This window comes from Streptomyces sp. NPDC088794 (assembly GCF_044750545.1).
In the GTDB taxonomy this organism is placed as follows: Bacteria; Actinomycetota; Actinomycetes; order Streptomycetales; family Streptomycetaceae; genus Streptomyces.
This window is the reverse complement of the sequence record NZ_JBIVKB010000018.1, coordinates 61828-79473: the sequence shown is the minus strand read 5'-3', so window position 1 is coordinate 79473 and position 17646 is coordinate 61828. Positions and strand designations below refer to the sequence as shown.

The window sequence follows — 17646 nt, the reverse complement described above, 5'->3', positions numbered from 1 at the left end:
GATTCGAACACATCGGCGATTACCTGGAGGTGGGTGATGGCCAAAACAGGACTGCCCCGCCATCTCCGGGGCGGGGCAGAGCAGTTGAGGGGACAGTGTCAGATCGTGATGCGAAAACTACTTTTCGTCACGATCCGAGGCCTGTTCGGATTCATCGGATCCAGGAGCGACCGTCTCCGCGGTCGCGCTGCTCGTCGCGCGCTGCGCGGTCTCCAGGGCGTGCAGTCGGCGCTTGATGTCGCGGAGTTCGGTGAGGAGGGTGTCGGGGCGGTTGATCCTGGTCATGGCGTGCTCCTGGGTCGGCTTCGGGGTCAGGGGATGTTCGTGGCGGGTGTCACCGTCAGCTGGACCTGCTCCTCGCCCGCGTCGCTGCCCGGGGTGACCTCGATCCCGGTGATCCGTACGTCGAAGTGGGTGCCCTCCGGGAAGAACACGTCCTTGATGACGACGGTGGCGTCGTCGCCGACCTGGTAGGAGCCGAGTACGGGTTCCAGGTCGGCGCGGACGGTGAGTTCGGGCAGGACGACGGGGGTCGAGACGGCGGCGAGGGCCGAACGGGCCTGGGAGCGCAGGAGGTCGACGTCGGTGAGGTTGACGTAGGAGACCTCGGTCTCGGTGAGGGGACGTCCGGTGGTGCGGTCCTCGGCGACCGCGACGAGCTGGCCGCTCTCGCCCTGCTCGCCGAGGGCGAAGACGCGGCTCGCGGTGGAGGCGCCGTCGACCGGCCAGGCGTAGCCGATGAGGTTGGCTCCGTACTCCCACACGTGCGGGGTGCCCTGCTGGCCGAGGTGCGGGGTGCCGACGCGGAGTCTGCGGACGGGGCGGCCGTCGGTGCCGTACGCCATGTCGAAGAGGAAGTCGGGGCCGTCCTCCAGGCTGGCCAGTTCGCGCAGCGCCTCGCCGGTGCTCTTGAGGCCGGCGCCGGGGTAGTCGAGGGTGCGGGTGATGCCGGAGCCGGCCGTGGACTCGGGGCGTACCCGGATGTCTCCGCCCGCGTGGGCCTGCGCGACGGCGACCAGGGCGCGGACGATGTCGGACTGATCGGCGTCGGTGAAGGGGACGTCGACGGAGGCCAGGTCGGTGGTGTTCGGGTCGAAGTCGGCGGGCAGCACCCTGCGATGGTCGAAGTAGGAGAGGAAACCCGCCGCGCCGATCTCCAAGTGCTGGTCGGCGGAGGTGTACTTGGCCGTCCAGATCACCCCGCCCCAGACGAGCACGCCGTCGCGCTCGACGTAGAGGGCGGCCCGTCCGGGTTCGGTGAGTTCGCGGGGGCGGTGGACGGTCACCCGGGGGGCGCCGAGGGGCAACCGGGCGCGGAACTCGCCGGCTTCGTTCAGCTCCGTACTGAACGTGACGTCGTACAAAGGGAGTTCGTCGGTGATGGCGCCGGTGGCGAGGTCGGCGGTGTAGTAGGTGTAACGGGTCGGGCGGGCGCTCACTAGCCCACCAGCCAGCTGGTGTTGAGGTAGACCAGCTGGTTGACCGGCAGCGGGGTGTCCTGGGGGAACACCGCTACGGAACCGTCGGTGCGGACTATGAGTTCGAGGCCTCGTACCACTCCGCCCAGCACGGTGTACCAGTGGTGCCCCATCGACGGGCGGCAGCCGAGCGGGACGTTGATGACGGTGATCCCGTTGCCCGCGACGGCGACGGAGGTGCGGATGGCGCCGCGCATGTGGACGAGGGAGCCGATCCGGCGGACGGCCGGAGTCTCGTTGTTGTAGATGGACCAGTTGGGGAGGAGGCCCAGCGGGACCCAGCCCGTGTCGTCGTTGAGGGCCCGCCAGCCCGCCGAACTGTCGTACCACTCAAGGTGGTTGGCGTCCCAGCGGTGGATGTACATACCGCTGTAGGGGTACGTCGGCCGGCCGGCCTCGCCCCAGACCCGCAGGATGCCGCCCGCGCCGGTGGTCCACACGCGCAGGTCGTCGATGTCGCCGGCGCCGATCGACGTGGCGTTCTTGGCGACCCTGAGCCGGGCGAGCGGGATGAAGTCGCCGGTGACCGCGGGGTCGGTGGGGGTGGCGGCGGCCGTGCCCTTGACGAGTTCGACGGTCATCGCGGTGGTGGTGTCGCCGTACTGCGCGTCGCGCTGCCGGGCGATGATCAGGTCGTTGCGCGGGTTGGCGGAGTCGGCGGGGTTCGTGCCGAGCGCGTCGAGGGTCTTCTGCTGGTCGAGCGTGACGAGGTAGGCGCCGGTCGCGGTGGCCCTGGTCCCCTGGATCACGCCCTGGAAGGGGCTGACGGTGACCTTGCCGGACACGGTGGCGGTGGGCTGGACCTTGCCGGGGTCGGCGGTGGCCGGCCGGATGCCGCTGCGGGCCTGGACCGGGCTCGCCCCGGGCGCGGCGAGCACGCTGGTGGCGAGCCGGGCGTCCTCCGCGTCGACGACACCCCCGGAGATCCAGCCGGAGTCGCGTTCTGGGGTGGGCGTGCTCATGATGATGCCTCTTCCGCTGGTCGGAGTGTCACGGGACGGGGAACGCCACCACGCGCAGGCCGGTGTAGTGCGCGGCGGCCGAGAACACGAGCGCGGTCCCGGTCGTCATCCCGCCGCCCCGGGCGACGTACTGCGTCAGCACCAGCGGCGTCGCCGCGGGCAGCAGCCGGTGGCCCTGGGCCACGCTGGTGGTGATCCCCGTGGGGCCGCCGTGGAAGCAGGCGAGGGACACCGGCGACCCGTCCTGCGTGCGCACCACGTGGTCCCAGCGCTCGTTGGCGCCCGAGGTCTGCGCGGTCAACTGCCCGGTGACCAGGAGCATTCGGGGGTACGGCGCCGCCGGCACCGTCACCTGGTTGAAGGTGTACCCGGTGGCCCCCGCCGAACCGGTGGTCAGCGGCCAGCCCGGGTCGGCCGGGCCGAAGAGCTCCACCGCCCCCGTGGCCGCGGGTCGCCATGCCGTGCCGGCGCGGACCAGGTCGAGTCCGGTCTCCAGGTCGTACACCCGCTGCCCGGAGTAGCCGTCGGCCGGCAGGGACTCCTGGGTCTGGAGGGGGAGCACACCGCCGGCGGCGACGGTGTACGTCCGCAGGTCCTTGATGTCCGCCTGGGTGATCGCCCCCGCGTTGGCCCGGACGGTGATCTCGGCGAGCGGCAGCCAGTCGTCGGTCATGGTGGGCGGGACCGGTGTGACCGCGGGGTTCCCGGCGACGATCCGCACGAGCATGCCGTCGCTCTCGTCGCCGTACTGCCGGTCCTTCTGCTGGGCCACGACGAGGGCGATGCGCGGGTTGGACGAGTGGGCCGGGGCCGCGGTGAGCACGTCGAGCATCTTCTGCTGGCCGAGCGTGATCAGATACGCGCCCGCCGCGGATTTGCGGGTGCCCTGGATGACGCCCTGGAAGGGCCGTACCGCCACAGTGCGCGAGGGGGTCGGGGTCGCCTCGACGTTGCCGGGGCTGCCGGGTCCCGGTTTGATTCCGGTGCGGGCGGCGATCGGGTTGCCGGGGTTCGCGGACGCTGCGGCGAGCACGCCGGTGGCGAGGCGGGCGTCCTCGGCGTCCACGACGCCGCCGGAGAGCCATCCGGAGTCGCGCTCGAACTCAGGGTCAGCCATGCGGGGCGTTCCTTCTGTCTCTTGAACTACGGATCTACGGAGGAGGGGTCAGAGCCAGGCGTCCCGCCACTCGGCGGTCAGCCGGGCGGCCGGGGCGTAGTCGCGGGCGCGGAAGAGGACGGGCGTGGCACCCGGTCGGAGCGGGAACCAGTCCGAGCCGGGCCGCAGGGTGGAGCGGCGGGAGGCCGTGCCCTGCAGCAGGACCGAGCGCGCGTCGGTGTCGATGAGCAGGAACTCGCCTTCCTGGAGGGTGAGTTCGAAGGCGAGTTCGTCGCCGGTCGCGGTGTTGGTGATCACCGGCTGGACGCAGGGCCCGGCGATCCGCCAGACCGGCCAGGTCGGGGCGGTGCCCGCGTTCTCCAGCAGCAGCCGGCCGCCGGAGGAGCCGGACCCGAAGTTCAGCGGGAAGGAGAGCGGGAAGCTGACCCCGCCGCTGGAGGAGGGCAGCGGGCAGGTGCTCGCGTTCAGCCCGTACGAGTACCGCAGCGGGTCCGGCGCGGTCATGGTCAGGGAGAACTCGAAGCCGGACTTGCGGTCGACGATCTTCGTCTCGGCGGAGAGGCGGACCAACACCCGTCGAGTGCGGTGCGGTTCGGTGACGACGAGCGGCAACAGCGTGCTGCCGTCGGCGAGTACGGCGGCCAGCCGGTCCTTCGCCGCTTCCCGCGCCGCGCGTTCGGGGGTGACGGCGGTGCCCTCCAGGGTGATCACGCGCGGGCCCCGGTAGGAGGGGGCGTCGAACGCGCCGTTGCGCTCGGGGCGGTCGACCAGGGTGAGCCGGACCGGTGGGGTGGCGGCCCAGCCCTGCTCGCTGGTGACCCACCATTCGACGCCGGAGTCGTCGACGGTGTTCCCGGCCCAGCCGTCCACCTCGAACACCGGCTGCTGGAGCTGCTGTCCGGTCATCGCTTGGCCGCCCAGGCGAGTTCGCGGGCGGTGATCCGGCCGATCTCGTACTCGGACTGGCCGGGCCGGGGATGGACGTTGACGGTGACCGGTGCGGACGCGGTGGCGCCGGTGCGGATCGCCGACCGGGCGCCCGCGGCTCCGGCGAGGCTGTAGCCGGGGCCGATGACACTGCGCGCGGTGGCGGTGGCGAGCCGGCCCGCGGCGCCCGCGACGCGGTTGCCGCTCTGCTCCATGCCCAGGGCGAGGCCTTCGCCGATGTCCCCGCCGAAGCCCATCATCACCTTCGACGGGGAGGAGATGCCGAGGATGCTGCGGATGGGGCCGGGGATGTGGTCGATGATGAAGTTCTTGATGGTGTTGAGCAGGGCCGAGGCCTTGTTCTTGATGCCGTTGATCAGGCCCATGATGAGGTCGCCGCCCAACTCCTTGAGGTTGTTGGGTAGTTCGGCGAAGAAGCTGACGATCTTTCCGGGAACCTCGCGCAGGAAGTTCACGACACCGTTCCATTTGTCGACGATCCAGTCCCGGACCGCCCCGACGGCCTCCTTGATCCGGTCCCAGTGCTTCACGATCGCCAGCACGGCGATGCCCACCGGGCCGGTCAGAATGGCCACCAGCAAAGGCCAGTTGGCCTTCAGCCAGTTGACCACGTTCTTGCCCGCGTCGATCAGCCAGTTGATCGCGACCGACGCGGCTTTCATGACCGTGCCCACCACCTGCCCGATGACCTTGAACGCCGCCTGCATGACGGCCTGCACGGTCTTGGACTGCATCGCCATGTCGATGAGCTTGGTGATGAGCGGCATGATGAGGGAGAGGATCGCGCCCAGGATGTTGGCCTTCATCGCGGTGTTCAGGCCGCGTTGGGCGGTGGTCGCGGTCTTCAGTCCCTGGCTGAACCGGCTGAAGAGGCCGCCGCCGGATGCCGCGCTGCGGCCCGCCCGCTGGACGTCGGCGGAGGCCCGGACTGCGGCGGTCCGCATCTGGTTGAGCCCGGTGCTCGCCTGCGCGGCCGAGCTCCGCAGCCGGCCGGTGGCCGTGCTCGACTGGGTGGCCGCGTTCTTGAGCCGGTCGACCGAACCGGTGGCGCCGGTGACCGCGGTCCGCATGCGCGTGACGGCACCGCCGGTGTTGGTGGCGGCGGACCTCATCTGGTTCAGCGCCCGGGTGACCGATACGAGTGACGTCTGCATGGTGGGTTGGCTCCGTCGGTTTCGCCGTTGGGGTCGGTGTCGTGCGAGTCGCTCTTACCGCAGGGCCCGTTCGAGGGCGGTGACGCGGTCGATCAGGATGCCGATGTCCCGGCTCGCGCCCTTGGCGCTGCCCTGCAACGCCTGAACCTGCCGCAGGCCCGCCCTGACCTCCTTGTCCAGCTCCTTCACCCTGGCCTTCTCATCCTTGCTGCGGACGTCGGCGTTGTGGGCGACCGTGCTCACCTGGCCGACCTTGGCCTGGAGTTTGCTGATGCGATCGCGCAGAACCTGATCGGCGTCGAGCAGACGTCGGCGAAGGTCGTTGACGCTGGTCCGGAGTTGCGGGACCTCTCCGCGCAGTTTCTTGTCGCCTTCGCTCAGGGTCCGGCGAAGGCTGTCGGCGGTGGACTTGAGATCCTGCTTGACCTTGTCGATCAAGTCCTTGGCTCGCACGGCGTCGACGGAGAGACCATGGAGCCGATCGTCCTGGTCCTTGTCCCGCCGCTCCTGGGCCCGGCTGTCCAGGAACTTGTTCAGATCGAAGGCCGCGGCTTCGGCCTTGAACAGGCTGTACTCGGTCTGCACCCCGAAGACACTGAGGGAGGCGGCGTTGGCCTCCGCCTTCACTCCGGCGACTTCCGCCTTCGCGCCGGTGACCGGCAGGTTGTCGGCAAGCCACTTGGCGTCCACGACTTTCCGCACGGCGTCCATGAAGGGTTTGGACGCCACATAGTCGTTGAGCCACACAGGAATGGTTCCGGTCTGCTCCGAGGGGGGCAAAGGTCTCCTCCTTTCATGCAGGTGAGTTCAAGAAAGCCACGATCTCCGCCGGACTCGCGACCCGCGGCTCGGACAGGTCGGCCGCCGACGCCAGGTCGGGCGATACGTCACCGCCCCCCGGCCTCGGCACCGGCTCCGGATAAGGCGCCGGCTCCGTGTCCTCGTCGCGGTTGACCGTCGCGAACATCCAGTTGGCGACAGCCAGTTGGTCGATGACCGCCGCGAGCAGGTGGTCGGTGATCGTCCAGTCCGCCTGTTCGCCGTGGACGGCTCGGGCGTAGGACGAGTCGGCCGGCAGGTGTTCGGTCAGGACACGCAGACGGCGGGAGGAGAGACGGCCCCGGTGCCAGTCGAGGAGGTCGACGCCGTAGTGGCGGAGCAGATCCGCCTCCAGGGCCTCGGCATGCTCGTCGACCAGCGCGCCGAGGCTCAGCCTTCCCCCAGCGTCATGCCCGTCTCGCTGCCGTACGCCTCCAGGATCGCGGAGACGTCCTGGACGCTGATGTCGTACTTGCAGAACCGCTCGAACTGCTCGGGTCCGAGGAGCAGCGCGAGCAGACCGTCGATGTCGTTGTCCTCCAGCGTGGCGATCTGCTTGGCGATGCTGCGCGGGAACTCGGTGGGCAGGTGGAAGACATCCGTGTCCACCTCGAACTCCCAGTCCTTGCCGAGGGTTTCGAGGCGCTGGGCGCGGGCGGCGTTGACGTTGAAACGGGCCATGAGAGGTCGGGCTCCTTGCGGGACGGATCAACAGACGGGCAGGAACGCGGACTTATGCCGCGCTGAAGCTCGGGTCCTTCATCAGGAAGGTCGCCAGCGGGGCACCGTCCACCGTGGCCAGCGCCGTGAACGTGACGCCGAGCTTCACCGGGGCCGTACGGACGAGGGAGATCTCCTCCGTCTCGGTCACCTGGCCGCGGGCGATGATCATGCGGTACCTGACCTCGTCCCCGTCGGTGAACTCCAGCCCGAGCATGCGCTCGTCGAACTTCGGCTCGGCCGCCAACTCGTACTTGTAGAGCCCGGACCCGGTCGCCGTCTCCTTCACCTTCCCGCCGCCGAAGAAGAACGGCAGCGTGTCCTCGTTGAGCTGGAGGAGCTGGAACTTGAAGCTGAGGTCGCGGTCGGAGTAGACGAACCTCGCCGAGCTGACGCTCTGCCAGGTGTCGACGGGGTCCAGCTTGTCCTTCTTGGAGATCTTGACCCCGTCGGTGGTGGTGTACCCGAGGTCGCTCCAGCCCGCGCCCCAGGCCGTGGCGGTGTCGGCGGGCGGGGCGGTGGCGAGCGGGGCGATGAGAACCCGGCCGCTGCCCGCGACCCGGATCTCCTTGGCGTTCATTCCGGCCATCACTGCTCCTTGATGGGAGTGGGACATGACGTGCTACGGACTTGGTACGAAAGGACTGCGGAGGTGCTGCGGAAGTACTACGGGGTACTGCGACGGAGACGACTTCCCGTGCGGGGAGAGCGTCAGGGGGCCGGTGGTCGGCCGTCAGGCCGGGCGGACCACCAACCGGGTCGTGGAGACATAGCGGTTGGCGGTGGCGTGCCGGTAGTCGGGCAGCCACCGCGGGCCGTCCTCCTCGACCACGTCCACCACGGTCGCCTCGCCGTACACCGCTCCCCGGAGTTGCAGCATCAGGGCGCGGGCGATCAGGGAGACGGTGTGGGCCGCGGGTTTGGACGGCCCGTAGACCTCCAGGTCGACCAGCGGGTTGTCCAGGCGGGGATCCTCCGCCCAGGCTCCGCCGACCCGGGAGACCAGTACGGCGCGTTGCGAGCCGTCGAAGCCGGAGGGCGGCTGGACGTCGACCAGGACACCCGCCAACTCGCTGCGGTCCTTGAGGAGATCGACGACCAACTGCTCGACGTCCGGGAAGGTGATGTACGGCTCGCTCATCCCCGGGACTCCGACTCGGCCTCCGGTTCGTCCTCGGGTTCAGGCTCGGAGTCGGGTTCGGGCTCGGACTCCGGCGCGGGGTGCGCGATCACCCCGAGAACTTCCCGCGCGGTCGAGTCGTCCACCTCGACGACATCACCGGGCTCGTGCCCGTTCCACCAATAGGTCAGCTGGATCTTCTGCACAGCGCTCCCCCGTTGCTCGGCTGTACGGCTCCCCGGGGAAGTCTGGCGAAAGCGACTTGATGAATGGTCAATTTCATCCGCTGTCACGCGAGTTGACGCCCCCGAGGTCTCAAATGTAACCAGCGCCCCAAGAGCAGCGTGAGCCGCTTAATGTTTCGAACAGATAACGATCAGATGGAGTATGCGTACGACAACGGGGCCGCGCGGGCACCCAAGTGCCCACCCAGCCCCGCCATTTGCACAGACCGTCAGCCGATCTCCGCGCCGAACGTCGACAACGCCTCCGTCACCGGCTGGAAGAACGTCTCCCCGCCGGACGTGCAGTCGCCGCTGCCACCGGACGTGAGCCCGATCGCCGCGTCGCCGTCGAAGAGCGAGCCGCCGCTGTCGCCGGGCTCGGCGCAGACGTCGGTCTGGATGAGGCCGTTGACGATGTCGCCGTTGCCGTAGTTCACGGTGGCGTCCAGGCCGGTGACCGTGCCGGTGTGCACCTGGGTCGTCGACCCGCTGCGGGTCACCTTCTCGCCCACGGTGGCCGCCGCGGCGCGCGTGATGGACTGCGCGGAGCCGTTGTAGAGGTCGACCTCGCTCGGGTGGTCCACGTCGGACGTGTACTTGACCAGACCGAAGTCGTTGTCGGGGAAGCTGGACTGCTCGTTGGTGCCGATCTGGTTCCCGCTGGAGTCGGACCAGGTGGAGATCGCCTCCGTGCAGTGCCCGGCGGTGATGAAGTACGGCTGGCCGTCCTTGACCACGTTGAAGCCGAGGGAGCAGCGCCCACCGGAGCCGGTGATCGCGTCGCCGCCCGCGATGAAGGGCTTGAACTCCCCCTTCGTACGCTGGAGTTCGGCCACCGTGCCGAGCCCGTCGACGACCTTGCCGAGCTTGGTCCACTCGGCCGCCGAGACCGTGCGGTCGGCGGTGACCACGACCTTGTTGGTGGTCGGGTCGGTCACCCAGGAGGTGCCCGGGATGGTCGCGTCCTGCTTGAGCGTCGTACGGGCGCCCTTGAGTTCGGCGAGGGAGTTCTCGACGAGTCTGGCCGTGGCGCCGGCCGCCTCGACGGCCTTGGCGGCGGTCTCGTCGAGGACGTTGACGACGAGACTCTTGTTCTGTGCGTCGTAGTACGTGCCCGCCGCGTCGCCGCCGAGGTCCTGGCCGAGCGTCGAGGCGAGCTTTCCGGCCGCGACGGCCGTCAGGGTGTGCGGCGTGGAGTCCTTCGCGGGCTCGCTGGCGTTCGCAGTCTGGAAGGTGACTCCCGCGGCGACCAGTGCGGTGACACCCGCACCTGCGATGGCCGCACGCCGCCTGGGTATGCGTCGGTGTTGCAACTCACGTCCTCCTGTGGGGGGTTCGACCCGGGAGGTTGTGGGGACCCCACGGGCCGGAAGGCTGGTTGACGGGCGCCTACTATTCCGAGGTGCACAGGGAGCACACAAGGTCGAGTTCAGGACGCGCGTACGCCGACGGCGTGCGCTCCCTCGTTGCCAACCCTTCACAGGTGCCTTGCAATCGCCTCGCAGCCGCCCAGGAAAATTCGCAGTGCAAACACTACGGGCGAGTAACCGGCGTCGGAGGGTGAGGATCAGTCGTGGCTTGAATTCGACTCTCCGGAGGCCTCCGGCAGTTGCGGCGGCTGCTGCGCCTGCGGTTGCTCCTGAGGCTGCGACTGCTGCTGCGCCTGCGGCTGCTGCGGCTGGGCCGGCTGCGCTCTCTCCAGGAACCGCAGCAGCTCCACCGGGAAGGGCAGCACGAGCGTGGAGTTCTTCTCGGCCGCGACCGCCACCACCGTCTGCAGCAGGCGCAGTTGGAGCGCGGCCGGCTGCTCGGACATCTCCTTGGCGGCCTCGGCCAGCTTCTTCGAGGCCTGCAGCTCGGCGTCCGCGTTGATGACCCGGGCCCGCCGCTCACGGTCCGCCTCGGCCTGCCGGGCCATGGACCGCTTCATCGTCTCGGGCAGGGAGACGTCCTTGATCTCCACGCGGTCGATGGTGACGCCCCACTCCACCGCCGGGCTGTCGATCATCAGCTCCAGCCCCTCGTTGAGCTTCTCCCGGTTGGAGAGCAGATCGTCCAGCTCGCTCTTGCCGATGATGGAGCGCAGCGAGGTCTGGGCCATCTGCGCCACCGCGAACCGGTAGTCCTCGACCCGGACGATCGCGTCGGCCGCGCCGGTCACGTTGAAGTAGACGACGGCGTCCACCCGTACCGTGACGTTGTCCCGGGTGATGCCCTCCTGGGCCGGCACCGGCATCGTCACGATCTGCATGTTCACTTTGCGCAGCTTGTCGACGAACGGGACGACCATCGTGAACCCCGGTCCTCGCACCTCGGGCCGGAGCTTGCCTAGGCGGAACACCACGCCTCGTTCGTACTGTTTGATGACGCGCGCCGCGGCCATCACGTACACCGCTCCAACAGCCGCGAGCGAAGCTCCGGCCGCCACCAGCTCCTCGACCATGCCGGCCCCCAGGGTCCCGAGTGGGCGTTACAGAGGAGTTCTGCCTGTACTTCGAAGGTAACTCCGGAGTAGGGACATGGGCGAGCCCCCGCACGCCGATTGCGTACGGGGGCTCGCCTGCCGCCGGCTGCGCTGTGCGCCCGGGCTCGTCAGCTCGGGCGCGGACAAGGACTGCTCCGCGGCTCGGTCAGCCGATGGTCACGCCGTAGTAGCTCAGCGCCTCGGTGACCGGCTGGAAGAAGGTCGTGCCACCGGAGGTGCAGTTGCCGCTGCCGCCCGAGGTCAGACCGTAGGCCACGGTGCCGGCGTACAGCGCACCGCCGCTGTCTCCGCCCTCGGCGCAGACGGTGGTCTGGATCATCTGGTAGACCACGTCGCCGCCGCCGTAGTTGACGGTCGCGTTCAGGGCGGTGACCCGGCCGCTGTGCGTGCCGGTGGTGGAGCCGCGGCGGTACACGGTCGTGCCGACGCTCGGCGTGGCCGCGCTGGTGATGGTCTGGCTGCCGACCGAGCTCGGGTGGGCCACCGAACCGGTGTAGCGCACCAGCGCGAAGTCGTTCGTCGGGAAGCTGTAGCTCACGTTGCTGCCCAGCAGCGTGGTCTTCGCGGAGTTGGAGTACCAGGTGGAGGCGACCTCACCGCAGTGCCCGGCGGTCAGGAAGTAGTACGTGCTCCCGCTGTGCACGTTGAAGCCGAGGGAGCAGCGGTAGGCGCCGCCGTAGATGGCGTCGCCTCCGGTGATCAGCTTCTTGAACTGACCCGGGGTGTGCTTGATCGTGAGGGCACCGGCGTCGCCGCCGGCCTGCGCCTTGATCTTGGCGATCTCGGTCTTGGAGACCGTGCTGTCGACGGTGACGACGACGCGGTTGGTCTTGCTGTCGACGGCCCAGGCGGTACCCGGGATGTCGGCCTTGAGCACCGAACTGCTGACGCTCTTGAGTTGCGCCGTGCTGAAGGGGGTGACGGTGGACGCGTTCGCGCTGGGGACCGCGAACGAGGCGGCGGCCACGAGTCCGGTGGTGACGGCGATCAGCCGGGTCCGTCTCGAAATGCCGCTGCGCGGAGTGGTGCGCTTGATCCTCACTTGTCGTTCCTCCACATGGGGAAGTCGGGGGCCCGCGTGGGGTCGGGGCCCGTGAGGCGCAGCCAGGGCCCACTTCGTCCGGATTCCGGACATGCCGTGCCCCTGACAAGCGCTGTGGGGAGTATTCGACCGAACAACCGTTAGGCACAAGGGCGCCTTTCGGCCGTGGATCTCTGAACCGCCTGTGCGACCGGGCCGCCTCCCCCGGATGCCGGTGTCCCCGCACTCAGAGCAGGTTGCGCTCCCCCGCCTCGATCGCGAGGTCCAGCGTATTGCCCGGCGGCGGGAAGGGGCAGATGAAGGCGTCGGCGAATGCGCACGGCGGGAGCAGGGCGCGGTTGAAGTCCACCGTTGTGCGCCCCTCGGCGTCCGGGGCGGCCGGGCGCAGGAACCGGAAGCGATGGCTGCTCCGTCCGCTGCTGCCGTCGGCGAACACGGCCCACAGCGACCCGTCGTCCTCGACCGTCACCTGGAGGGTCAGCTCCCGGCCGGCGAGCGTGAACGCCAGCTCTCCGCCGAGCCCGAGACCGCGCTTGCGTCCGTCCGCGTTCTCGACGCGTACGGTGCGGTCCTCGGCGTACGGAGCGAAGCGCCCCGGCACCGACCACCGCGGGTCGTAGGGGGTCGCCTCGATGCCCCGGAAGGCCCGCCGGGCCGGCGCGTCCGGGTCGAAGTCCCGTACGCCCCACACGCCTTCGCGCACCAGCACGACCAGCCGCCGCTCGCCGGACGCGACCCGCGCCGCGGCCGCCGGGCCCTGGTCGGGGGCGAGTCGGACCGTGCCGTCGAGGGGCCGTCCGTCCACCGTCAGCCCGTCCGCCGCGGTCGCCGTCAGCAGCACCGCGTCGCCGTCGTCCGACCAGGTTCCGGGGATGTCCGGAAGTCGACCGTCCGGATAGTCCTCCAGCCAGTGCGTGGCGGTCAGCGCGAGCGACCCGTGGGGCGCCGCGGCCGAGGCCACGCGCCGCTCGTGCCACCGCTGCCACTCGTCGGCCACATCCGTGGTCATCCGCTCAACCCTCGCCATCACGTCACCAGCCCCGCCGTCGTGTGATCAGCCCCGCCGCCCCGCCGGGTCGGCCAGCCCCAGATGTGAGCGCAGGGTGGCGCCCCGGTATTCCGTGCGGAACGCGCCGCGCTCCTGGAGCAGCGGCACCACCCGGTCCACGAACTCGTCGAGTCCGCCCGGGGTGAGATGCGGTACGAGGATGAAGCCGTCGGCCGCTTCCCGCGTCACGAACTCCTCCAGCTCGACGGCGACGGCCTCCGGGGTGCCGATGAAGGACTGCCGGGCGCTCGCCTCGATCACCGTCTGCCGGATCGACAGGCCCTTCTCCCGCGACAGCGCCCGCCACTTCTCGGCGATCGCGACCGTGTCACCGCGCCGGGTCCGCCCCCGACTGATCCCGGAGTCGGGCACCGGGTCGAAGTCGGGCAGCGGCCCGTCGGGATCGTACGAGGACAGGTCGGCGCCCCAAACCTGCTCGAGGGCGAGGATCGCGTTCTGCGGGGAGACCTGCTGGCGGCGGATCCCGGCGGCCCGCTCCTGCGCCTCGGCCGCGGTGTCGCCGAGGACGACGGAGACGCCGGGCATGATCTTCAAGTCGTCCGCCGTACGGCCGTACTTCGCAAGCCGGCGCTTGACGTCGGCGTAGAAGGAGCGGCCCGCCTCCAGGGAGCCCTGCCGGGTGAAGACCACGTCGGCGGTGGCCGCCGCGAACTCCCGTCCCTCGTCGGAGTCCCCGGCCTGGATCACGACCGGATGCCCCTGCGGTGAGCGCGGGACGCCGAACTCGCCCGCGATGTCGAAGTGTTGCCCGCGGTGCGCGACGGGCCGGAAGACCCCGTCCGGGTCCCCGGAGTCCCACAACTCCCGTGCCACCCCGATGAATTCGGCGGCCCGGGTGTACCGCTCGGCCCGGTCGAGGAAGCCGCCGCGCCGGAAGTTCTCGCCGGTGAAGGCGTCGGAGGAGGTCACCACGTTCCAGGCCGCCCGGCCACCGCTGAGATGGTCCAACGTGGCGAGTCTGCGGGCGAGTTCGTAGGGCTCGTTGAAGGTCGCGTTGACCGTGGCGGCCAGCCCCAGGTGTTCGGTGACCCCGGCGAGCGCGTTCAGGACGGTGAGCGACTCGGGGCGCCCGACGACGTCCAAGTCATGGATACGGCCCTTGTGTTCGCGCAGCCTCAGTCCCTCGGCGAGGAAGAAGAAGTCGAACAGACCCCGCTCGGCGGTGCGCGCCAGATGCTCGAAGGACGAGAACTCGATCTGCGACCGCGACCGCGGATCCGCCCACACCGTGGTGTTGTTGACCCCGGGAAAGTGCGCCGCCAGATGCATCCGCCTGCGTCGTACGGTCATGACGTTCCCCCTGTCACGGCGTACCGGTTGGCGGGCCGGGCCAGACCCAGGTGCTCCCGGAGCGTGCTGCCCGGGTAGAAGGTGCGGAACAGTCCCCGGTGCTGGAGCAGCGCGACCGTGCCGTTGACGAGCCGCTCCAGGTCACGGCGCGGCTCGGCGGGCGTGAGGTGGAAGCCGTCGACGACGCCGTCCTTGTACCAGGCGGCGATCAGCTCGGCGAGGTCCACCGGACCGCCCCGGTACAGCGGACCCTGCGCGGTCTGCCGGGGCCCGCCCCCGCCGTGCCCCGGCTCGGCCGCGTGCTCGCCGTCACCGAGGTCGACAAGCAGGCCGGCAAGCACCCGCGGCACGTCCGGACCGCGCCCGAACTCCGCGGCCCTGCGCCGCAGTTCGTCGCGTACGGCACCGGCCTGGGCCGGGCTCACGGCCTGCACCAGCGCCACGTCCGCGTACCGGGCGGCCACGGGTCGGGCGTGCCCCTCAGTAGCGTCAACGACCCGCACGGGGTGGCCCTGCGGGGGCCGGGGCACGATCGAGGGACCCTTGACGGAGAACGAGTCACCCGCGAAGTCGACGTGATGCAGCTTGTCCCGGTCCAGGAAACGGCCGGTCGGCACATCGCGGATCTCCGCGTCGTCCTCCCAGCTGTCCCACAACCGCGCGGCCACGTCGGCGACTTGACCGGCCTCCCGCCACAACTCGTCCGCCGCGACGGCGCGTCGGCGGCCGAAGAGGCGGGCCTCGCCCTCGGTGGCCGACACGTCGATCCGCCAGCCCGCCCGGCCGCGGCTGACCCAGTCCAGGGTCGCGACGGCCGCCTGGACGTGAAAGGGCTCGGTGTGGGTGGTGGTCACGGTCGGCACCAGCCCGATCCGGCTGGTCGCCGGCGCCACCCGCGCCAGCACGGACAGCGCGTCGGGCCCTGGCCGGCCGAAGGTGTCGTCCAGCGTGATGAAGTCCAGCCCGCCCCGCTCGGCGAGCCGCGCCAACTCGACATGGGAGCCGGCGTCGAACACCGCCGACTGGTCGATGGCAGCGGCCAGGTGCAGCAGCCCCCGGCCGTACGAAGGGCTCATGTCGGGAATCCCTTTCGGAGAACACGCGGGAGGCGGCGGGGGTGGCGAGCCGGGCACGCACGCAGGGAGCGGCGGGGGTCGCAAGCCCCGCCCACACGCAGGGAACGGCGGGGATAGCGAGTCCCGCCGCCGCGCAGGGAACGGCGCGAGTCGCAAGTCCCGCCCACACACAGGAAGCGACCGGAGCCGCAAGCCCCGCCCACACACAGCGAGCAGCCGGAGCCGCAAGCCCCGCCCACACACAGGCGCCGGGGTTCTCGGCAAACAGCGGGAGCGTTCACGCCGCCGCCCGCTCGGAGAGCTCCGCCAGGAACCGCAGCGCGGCCCGCGCCGTCGCGTCGTTCTGGCGGAACGCGGGGCCGCCGGTGCGTGGCCGGGTGAAGGCGCCGGAGGTGCGTGCGTCGGTGAAGGGCCCGAGCGCGAAGCGCCGGGGATGCGGCCGGCCGGCCCGGTCGAGGATCCGTCCGTCGCCGGGGTCCACCCGCAGCAGCCCCTCCGGGGTCTCGGCGACCCCGTCCCCCGCCCCTTCTTCGTACAGCTCGCGCAGCAGGGCGTCGCGGGCCCGGCCGACGGTGGGTTCGGGCAGCCGTGCCTCGACCAACGCCCGTGCCTCGACGGAGGAGTTGGGCACCGTCGCGCTGGTGGCCCGGAACACGCCGTCCTCGGCGGTGACGGTCATGTCGGCGCCCAGGAAGTTCAGGACACCGGCGCGGGACAGCGCGAGCAGCTGCCGCAGCCGGGGTCCGGGCGGCCCGGAGGCCAGATAGCTGAAGAACCCGTGCCACCAGGGCCCGATGTCACCGAGCCGGATCAACTGCCCGTAGACGGAGAGCAGTCCGAGGAAGACCGCCAGGTCCGGGCTGTACTCCGGATCATGACGCCGACTCAGATCCCGCTCGACATAACCGCGCAGCCCCTCCTGGAACTCCTCGAACGAGCCGTACCGCACCCCGTCCAGTGGATGGTCGAGCGCGGCGAGGTCCAGCCGGTCCGCCGACGCGGGCACCGCGGACGCCACGAGGGCCTCCCGCCCGGCCAGGTCGGCGGCGGCCGCGTACTTCTCCTCGAAGTCGGTCCAGGACATCCCGGTCCGCTCCGGATGCACGGTGAACAGCCGGTGGTAGTGGGCGAACCCCAACTCCTTCTCCACCAGCGGCCACACGTCCCGCCGGAAGTCGAACCCACCCGGCCTGGCGAGCAGTTCCGCCACCTCGCCGGGCCCGAAGAACCGCGGCAGCGGCGGCCGTTCCCCGCTCCAGTCGTAACCGATCTTCGAGTGGTACGGCACTCCGCGCCGCGATCCGACGTACAGCACCGGCTCCCGCCCGGACGGGACGTAGGTGTCCCCCTCGTAGCGACCGCCGCGCCCTTCCGTCAGCAGCACCATCAGGTCGACGAAGGCGAGCCCGAAGCCGCGGACCAGGACGGGTTCACCGGCCTTCAGCGGGGACAGGTCGCTGTCGGCGGTGAAGTCGGGCGGCAGATGGACCAGGCCGTGGGCCGCGGCGTACGAGGCCAACTCGCGCTGCTGCTGGTCTAGTTCGGCGTCCAGGTGACCAAGGGCCAGGACCACGAGGTCGGCCAGGAGCGGACGCGGGCGGCCCTCGAGCCACACCTGCTGGCGCCCCTCGCGCGGCCCGCCGACCCGCAGGGCGCGTCTCGGGTGGTGGTGGACGGTGATGCCGTCCGGCAGCGCGGCGACGGCCTGCTCGTGCACCCAGCGCAGGTAGGAGCCCTGGAGCGGGCGGTCGGCGAAGACGTCCGCGTCGATGCCGGCCCACTCGTGCAGCGTGGGGCCCTCCCCCACGGGACCCTCCATGGCCACCGTCTCGTCGGTGAACATCGTGACGTCCTCGGCGTGGGAGTTCATCCACAGCAGCGGCGACTGGGCCGCCCGCCAGATGCGTCCGGCGCCCGGTGGATGCGGGTCCACGAGATGGATGTCGAGGCCCGAACCGGCGTACAGCTCGGGCGCGTTGGCGGCGATCCGCTGGATCAGACCGGTCCCTCGCGGCCCGGCCCCGACGATCACCAGGGAAGGCCTCGTGCCGGGTGCGGCGGTGACTTTGGCAAGGGTGTCCGATGACATGCGAAGACTCCGTGACGCATAGGTCGAGCACGGGTGCCTTCACACGGTGCGCC

18 protein-coding genes are annotated in these 17646 nt (G+C 70.5%); all 18 read right to left on the bottom strand.

Going from position 1 to position 17646, the window contains the following annotated elements:
* Positions 1–117 precede the first annotated feature (117 nt).
* The 18 genes from ACIP6U_RS39280 to ACIP6U_RS39195 all read right to left on the bottom strand — a co-directional run bounded on the left by ACIP6U_RS39280 (position 118) and on the right by ACIP6U_RS39195 (position 17593).
* Positions 118–285: a hypothetical protein gene (locus ACIP6U_RS39280; protein WP_401727513.1), complete on the bottom strand. Its 168-nt coding sequence runs from the start codon at positions 283–285 to the stop codon at positions 118–120.
* Positions 286–311: 26 nt separating this feature from the next.
* The gene (locus ACIP6U_RS39275) at positions 312–1439 is read right to left on the bottom strand and encodes a hypothetical protein (RefSeq protein WP_401727512.1); all 1128 of its coding nucleotides are present in this window, start codon (positions 1437–1439) and stop codon (positions 312–314) included.
* Entirely contained in the window at positions 1439–2440 is a 1002-nt protein-coding gene (locus tag ACIP6U_RS39270) for a hypothetical protein (RefSeq protein ID WP_401727510.1), read from the bottom strand. Before ACIP6U_RS39270 ends, ACIP6U_RS39275 begins: the two co-directional genes overlap by 1 nt.
* A 28-nt stretch (positions 2441–2468) precedes the next feature.
* A complete protein-coding gene (locus ACIP6U_RS39265) occupies positions 2469–3557 on the bottom strand; it encodes a hypothetical protein (RefSeq protein WP_401727509.1) in 1089 nt (362 codons plus the stop codon).
* A 48-nt stretch (positions 3558–3605) separates the two neighbouring features.
* Entirely contained in the window at positions 3606–4463 is an 858-nt protein-coding gene (locus ACIP6U_RS39260) for a phage distal tail protein (RefSeq protein WP_401727508.1), read from the bottom strand.
* Positions 4460–5659 (bottom strand): hypothetical protein, encoded by a 1200-nt coding sequence (locus tag ACIP6U_RS39255; RefSeq protein ID WP_401727507.1) that lies wholly within the window; start codon positions 5657–5659, stop codon positions 4460–4462. Before ACIP6U_RS39255 ends, ACIP6U_RS39260 begins: the two co-directional genes overlap by 4 nt.
* Positions 5660–5713: 54 nt before the next feature.
* The gene (locus ACIP6U_RS39250; RefSeq protein WP_401727506.1) at positions 5714–6439 is read right to left on the bottom strand and encodes a hypothetical protein; all 726 of its coding nucleotides are present in this window, start codon (positions 6437–6439) and stop codon (positions 5714–5716) included.
* 429 nt (positions 6440–6868) lie between these two features.
* Positions 6869–7159 carry a hypothetical protein gene (locus ACIP6U_RS39245; protein ID WP_401727505.1) on the bottom strand — a complete coding sequence of 97 codons (291 nt, stop codon included), beginning with the start codon at positions 7157–7159 and terminating at the stop codon, positions 6869–6871.
* Between the two features lie 52 nt (positions 7160–7211).
* Positions 7212–7787: a phage tail protein gene (locus ACIP6U_RS39240; protein WP_401727504.1), complete on the bottom strand. Its 576-nt coding sequence runs from the start codon at positions 7785–7787 to the stop codon at positions 7212–7214.
* A gap of 144 nt (positions 7788–7931) precedes the next feature.
* Positions 7932–8339, bottom strand: a complete 408-nt coding sequence (locus ACIP6U_RS39235; protein WP_401727503.1) for a hypothetical protein — start codon at positions 8337–8339, stop codon at positions 7932–7934.
* The gene (locus tag ACIP6U_RS39230) at positions 8336–8524 is read right to left on the bottom strand and encodes a hypothetical protein (RefSeq protein WP_401727502.1); all 189 of its coding nucleotides are present in this window, start codon (positions 8522–8524) and stop codon (positions 8336–8338) included. Before ACIP6U_RS39230 ends, ACIP6U_RS39235 begins: the two co-directional genes overlap by 4 nt.
* A gap of 248 nt (positions 8525–8772) precedes the next feature.
* The gene (locus ACIP6U_RS39225) at positions 8773–9855 is read right to left on the bottom strand and encodes a S1 family peptidase (protein WP_401727500.1); all 1083 of its coding nucleotides are present in this window, start codon (positions 9853–9855) and stop codon (positions 8773–8775) included.
* 254 nt (positions 9856–10109) lie between these two features.
* Positions 10110–10985: a slipin family protein gene (locus ACIP6U_RS39220; protein ID WP_401727499.1), complete on the bottom strand. Its 876-nt coding sequence runs from the start codon at positions 10983–10985 to the stop codon at positions 10110–10112.
* A 187-nt stretch (positions 10986–11172) separates the two neighbouring features.
* Positions 11173–12069 (bottom strand): S1 family peptidase, encoded by an 897-nt coding sequence (locus tag ACIP6U_RS39215; protein ID WP_401727498.1) that lies wholly within the window; start codon positions 12067–12069, stop codon positions 11173–11175.
* A 226-nt stretch (positions 12070–12295) separates the two neighbouring features.
* A complete protein-coding gene (locus tag ACIP6U_RS39210; RefSeq protein ID WP_401727497.1) occupies positions 12296–13078 on the bottom strand; it encodes a DUF1684 domain-containing protein in 783 nt (260 codons plus the stop codon).
* A gap of 45 nt (positions 13079–13123) precedes the next feature.
* Positions 13124–14428 (bottom strand): NtaA/DmoA family FMN-dependent monooxygenase, encoded by a 1305-nt coding sequence (locus ACIP6U_RS39205; RefSeq protein ID WP_401727496.1) that lies wholly within the window; start codon positions 14426–14428, stop codon positions 13124–13126.
* Entirely contained in the window at positions 14425–15504 is a 1080-nt protein-coding gene (locus tag ACIP6U_RS39200) for an LLM class flavin-dependent oxidoreductase (RefSeq protein WP_401727495.1), read from the bottom strand. Before ACIP6U_RS39200 ends, ACIP6U_RS39205 begins: the two co-directional genes overlap by 4 nt.
* 277 nt (positions 15505–15781) lie before the next feature.
* Complete coding sequence (locus ACIP6U_RS39195) at positions 15782–17593, bottom strand: FAD/NAD(P)-binding protein (RefSeq protein ID WP_401727494.1); 1812 nt, start codon at positions 17591–17593, stop codon at positions 15782–15784.
* Between the last annotated feature and the right edge of the window lie 53 nt (positions 17594–17646).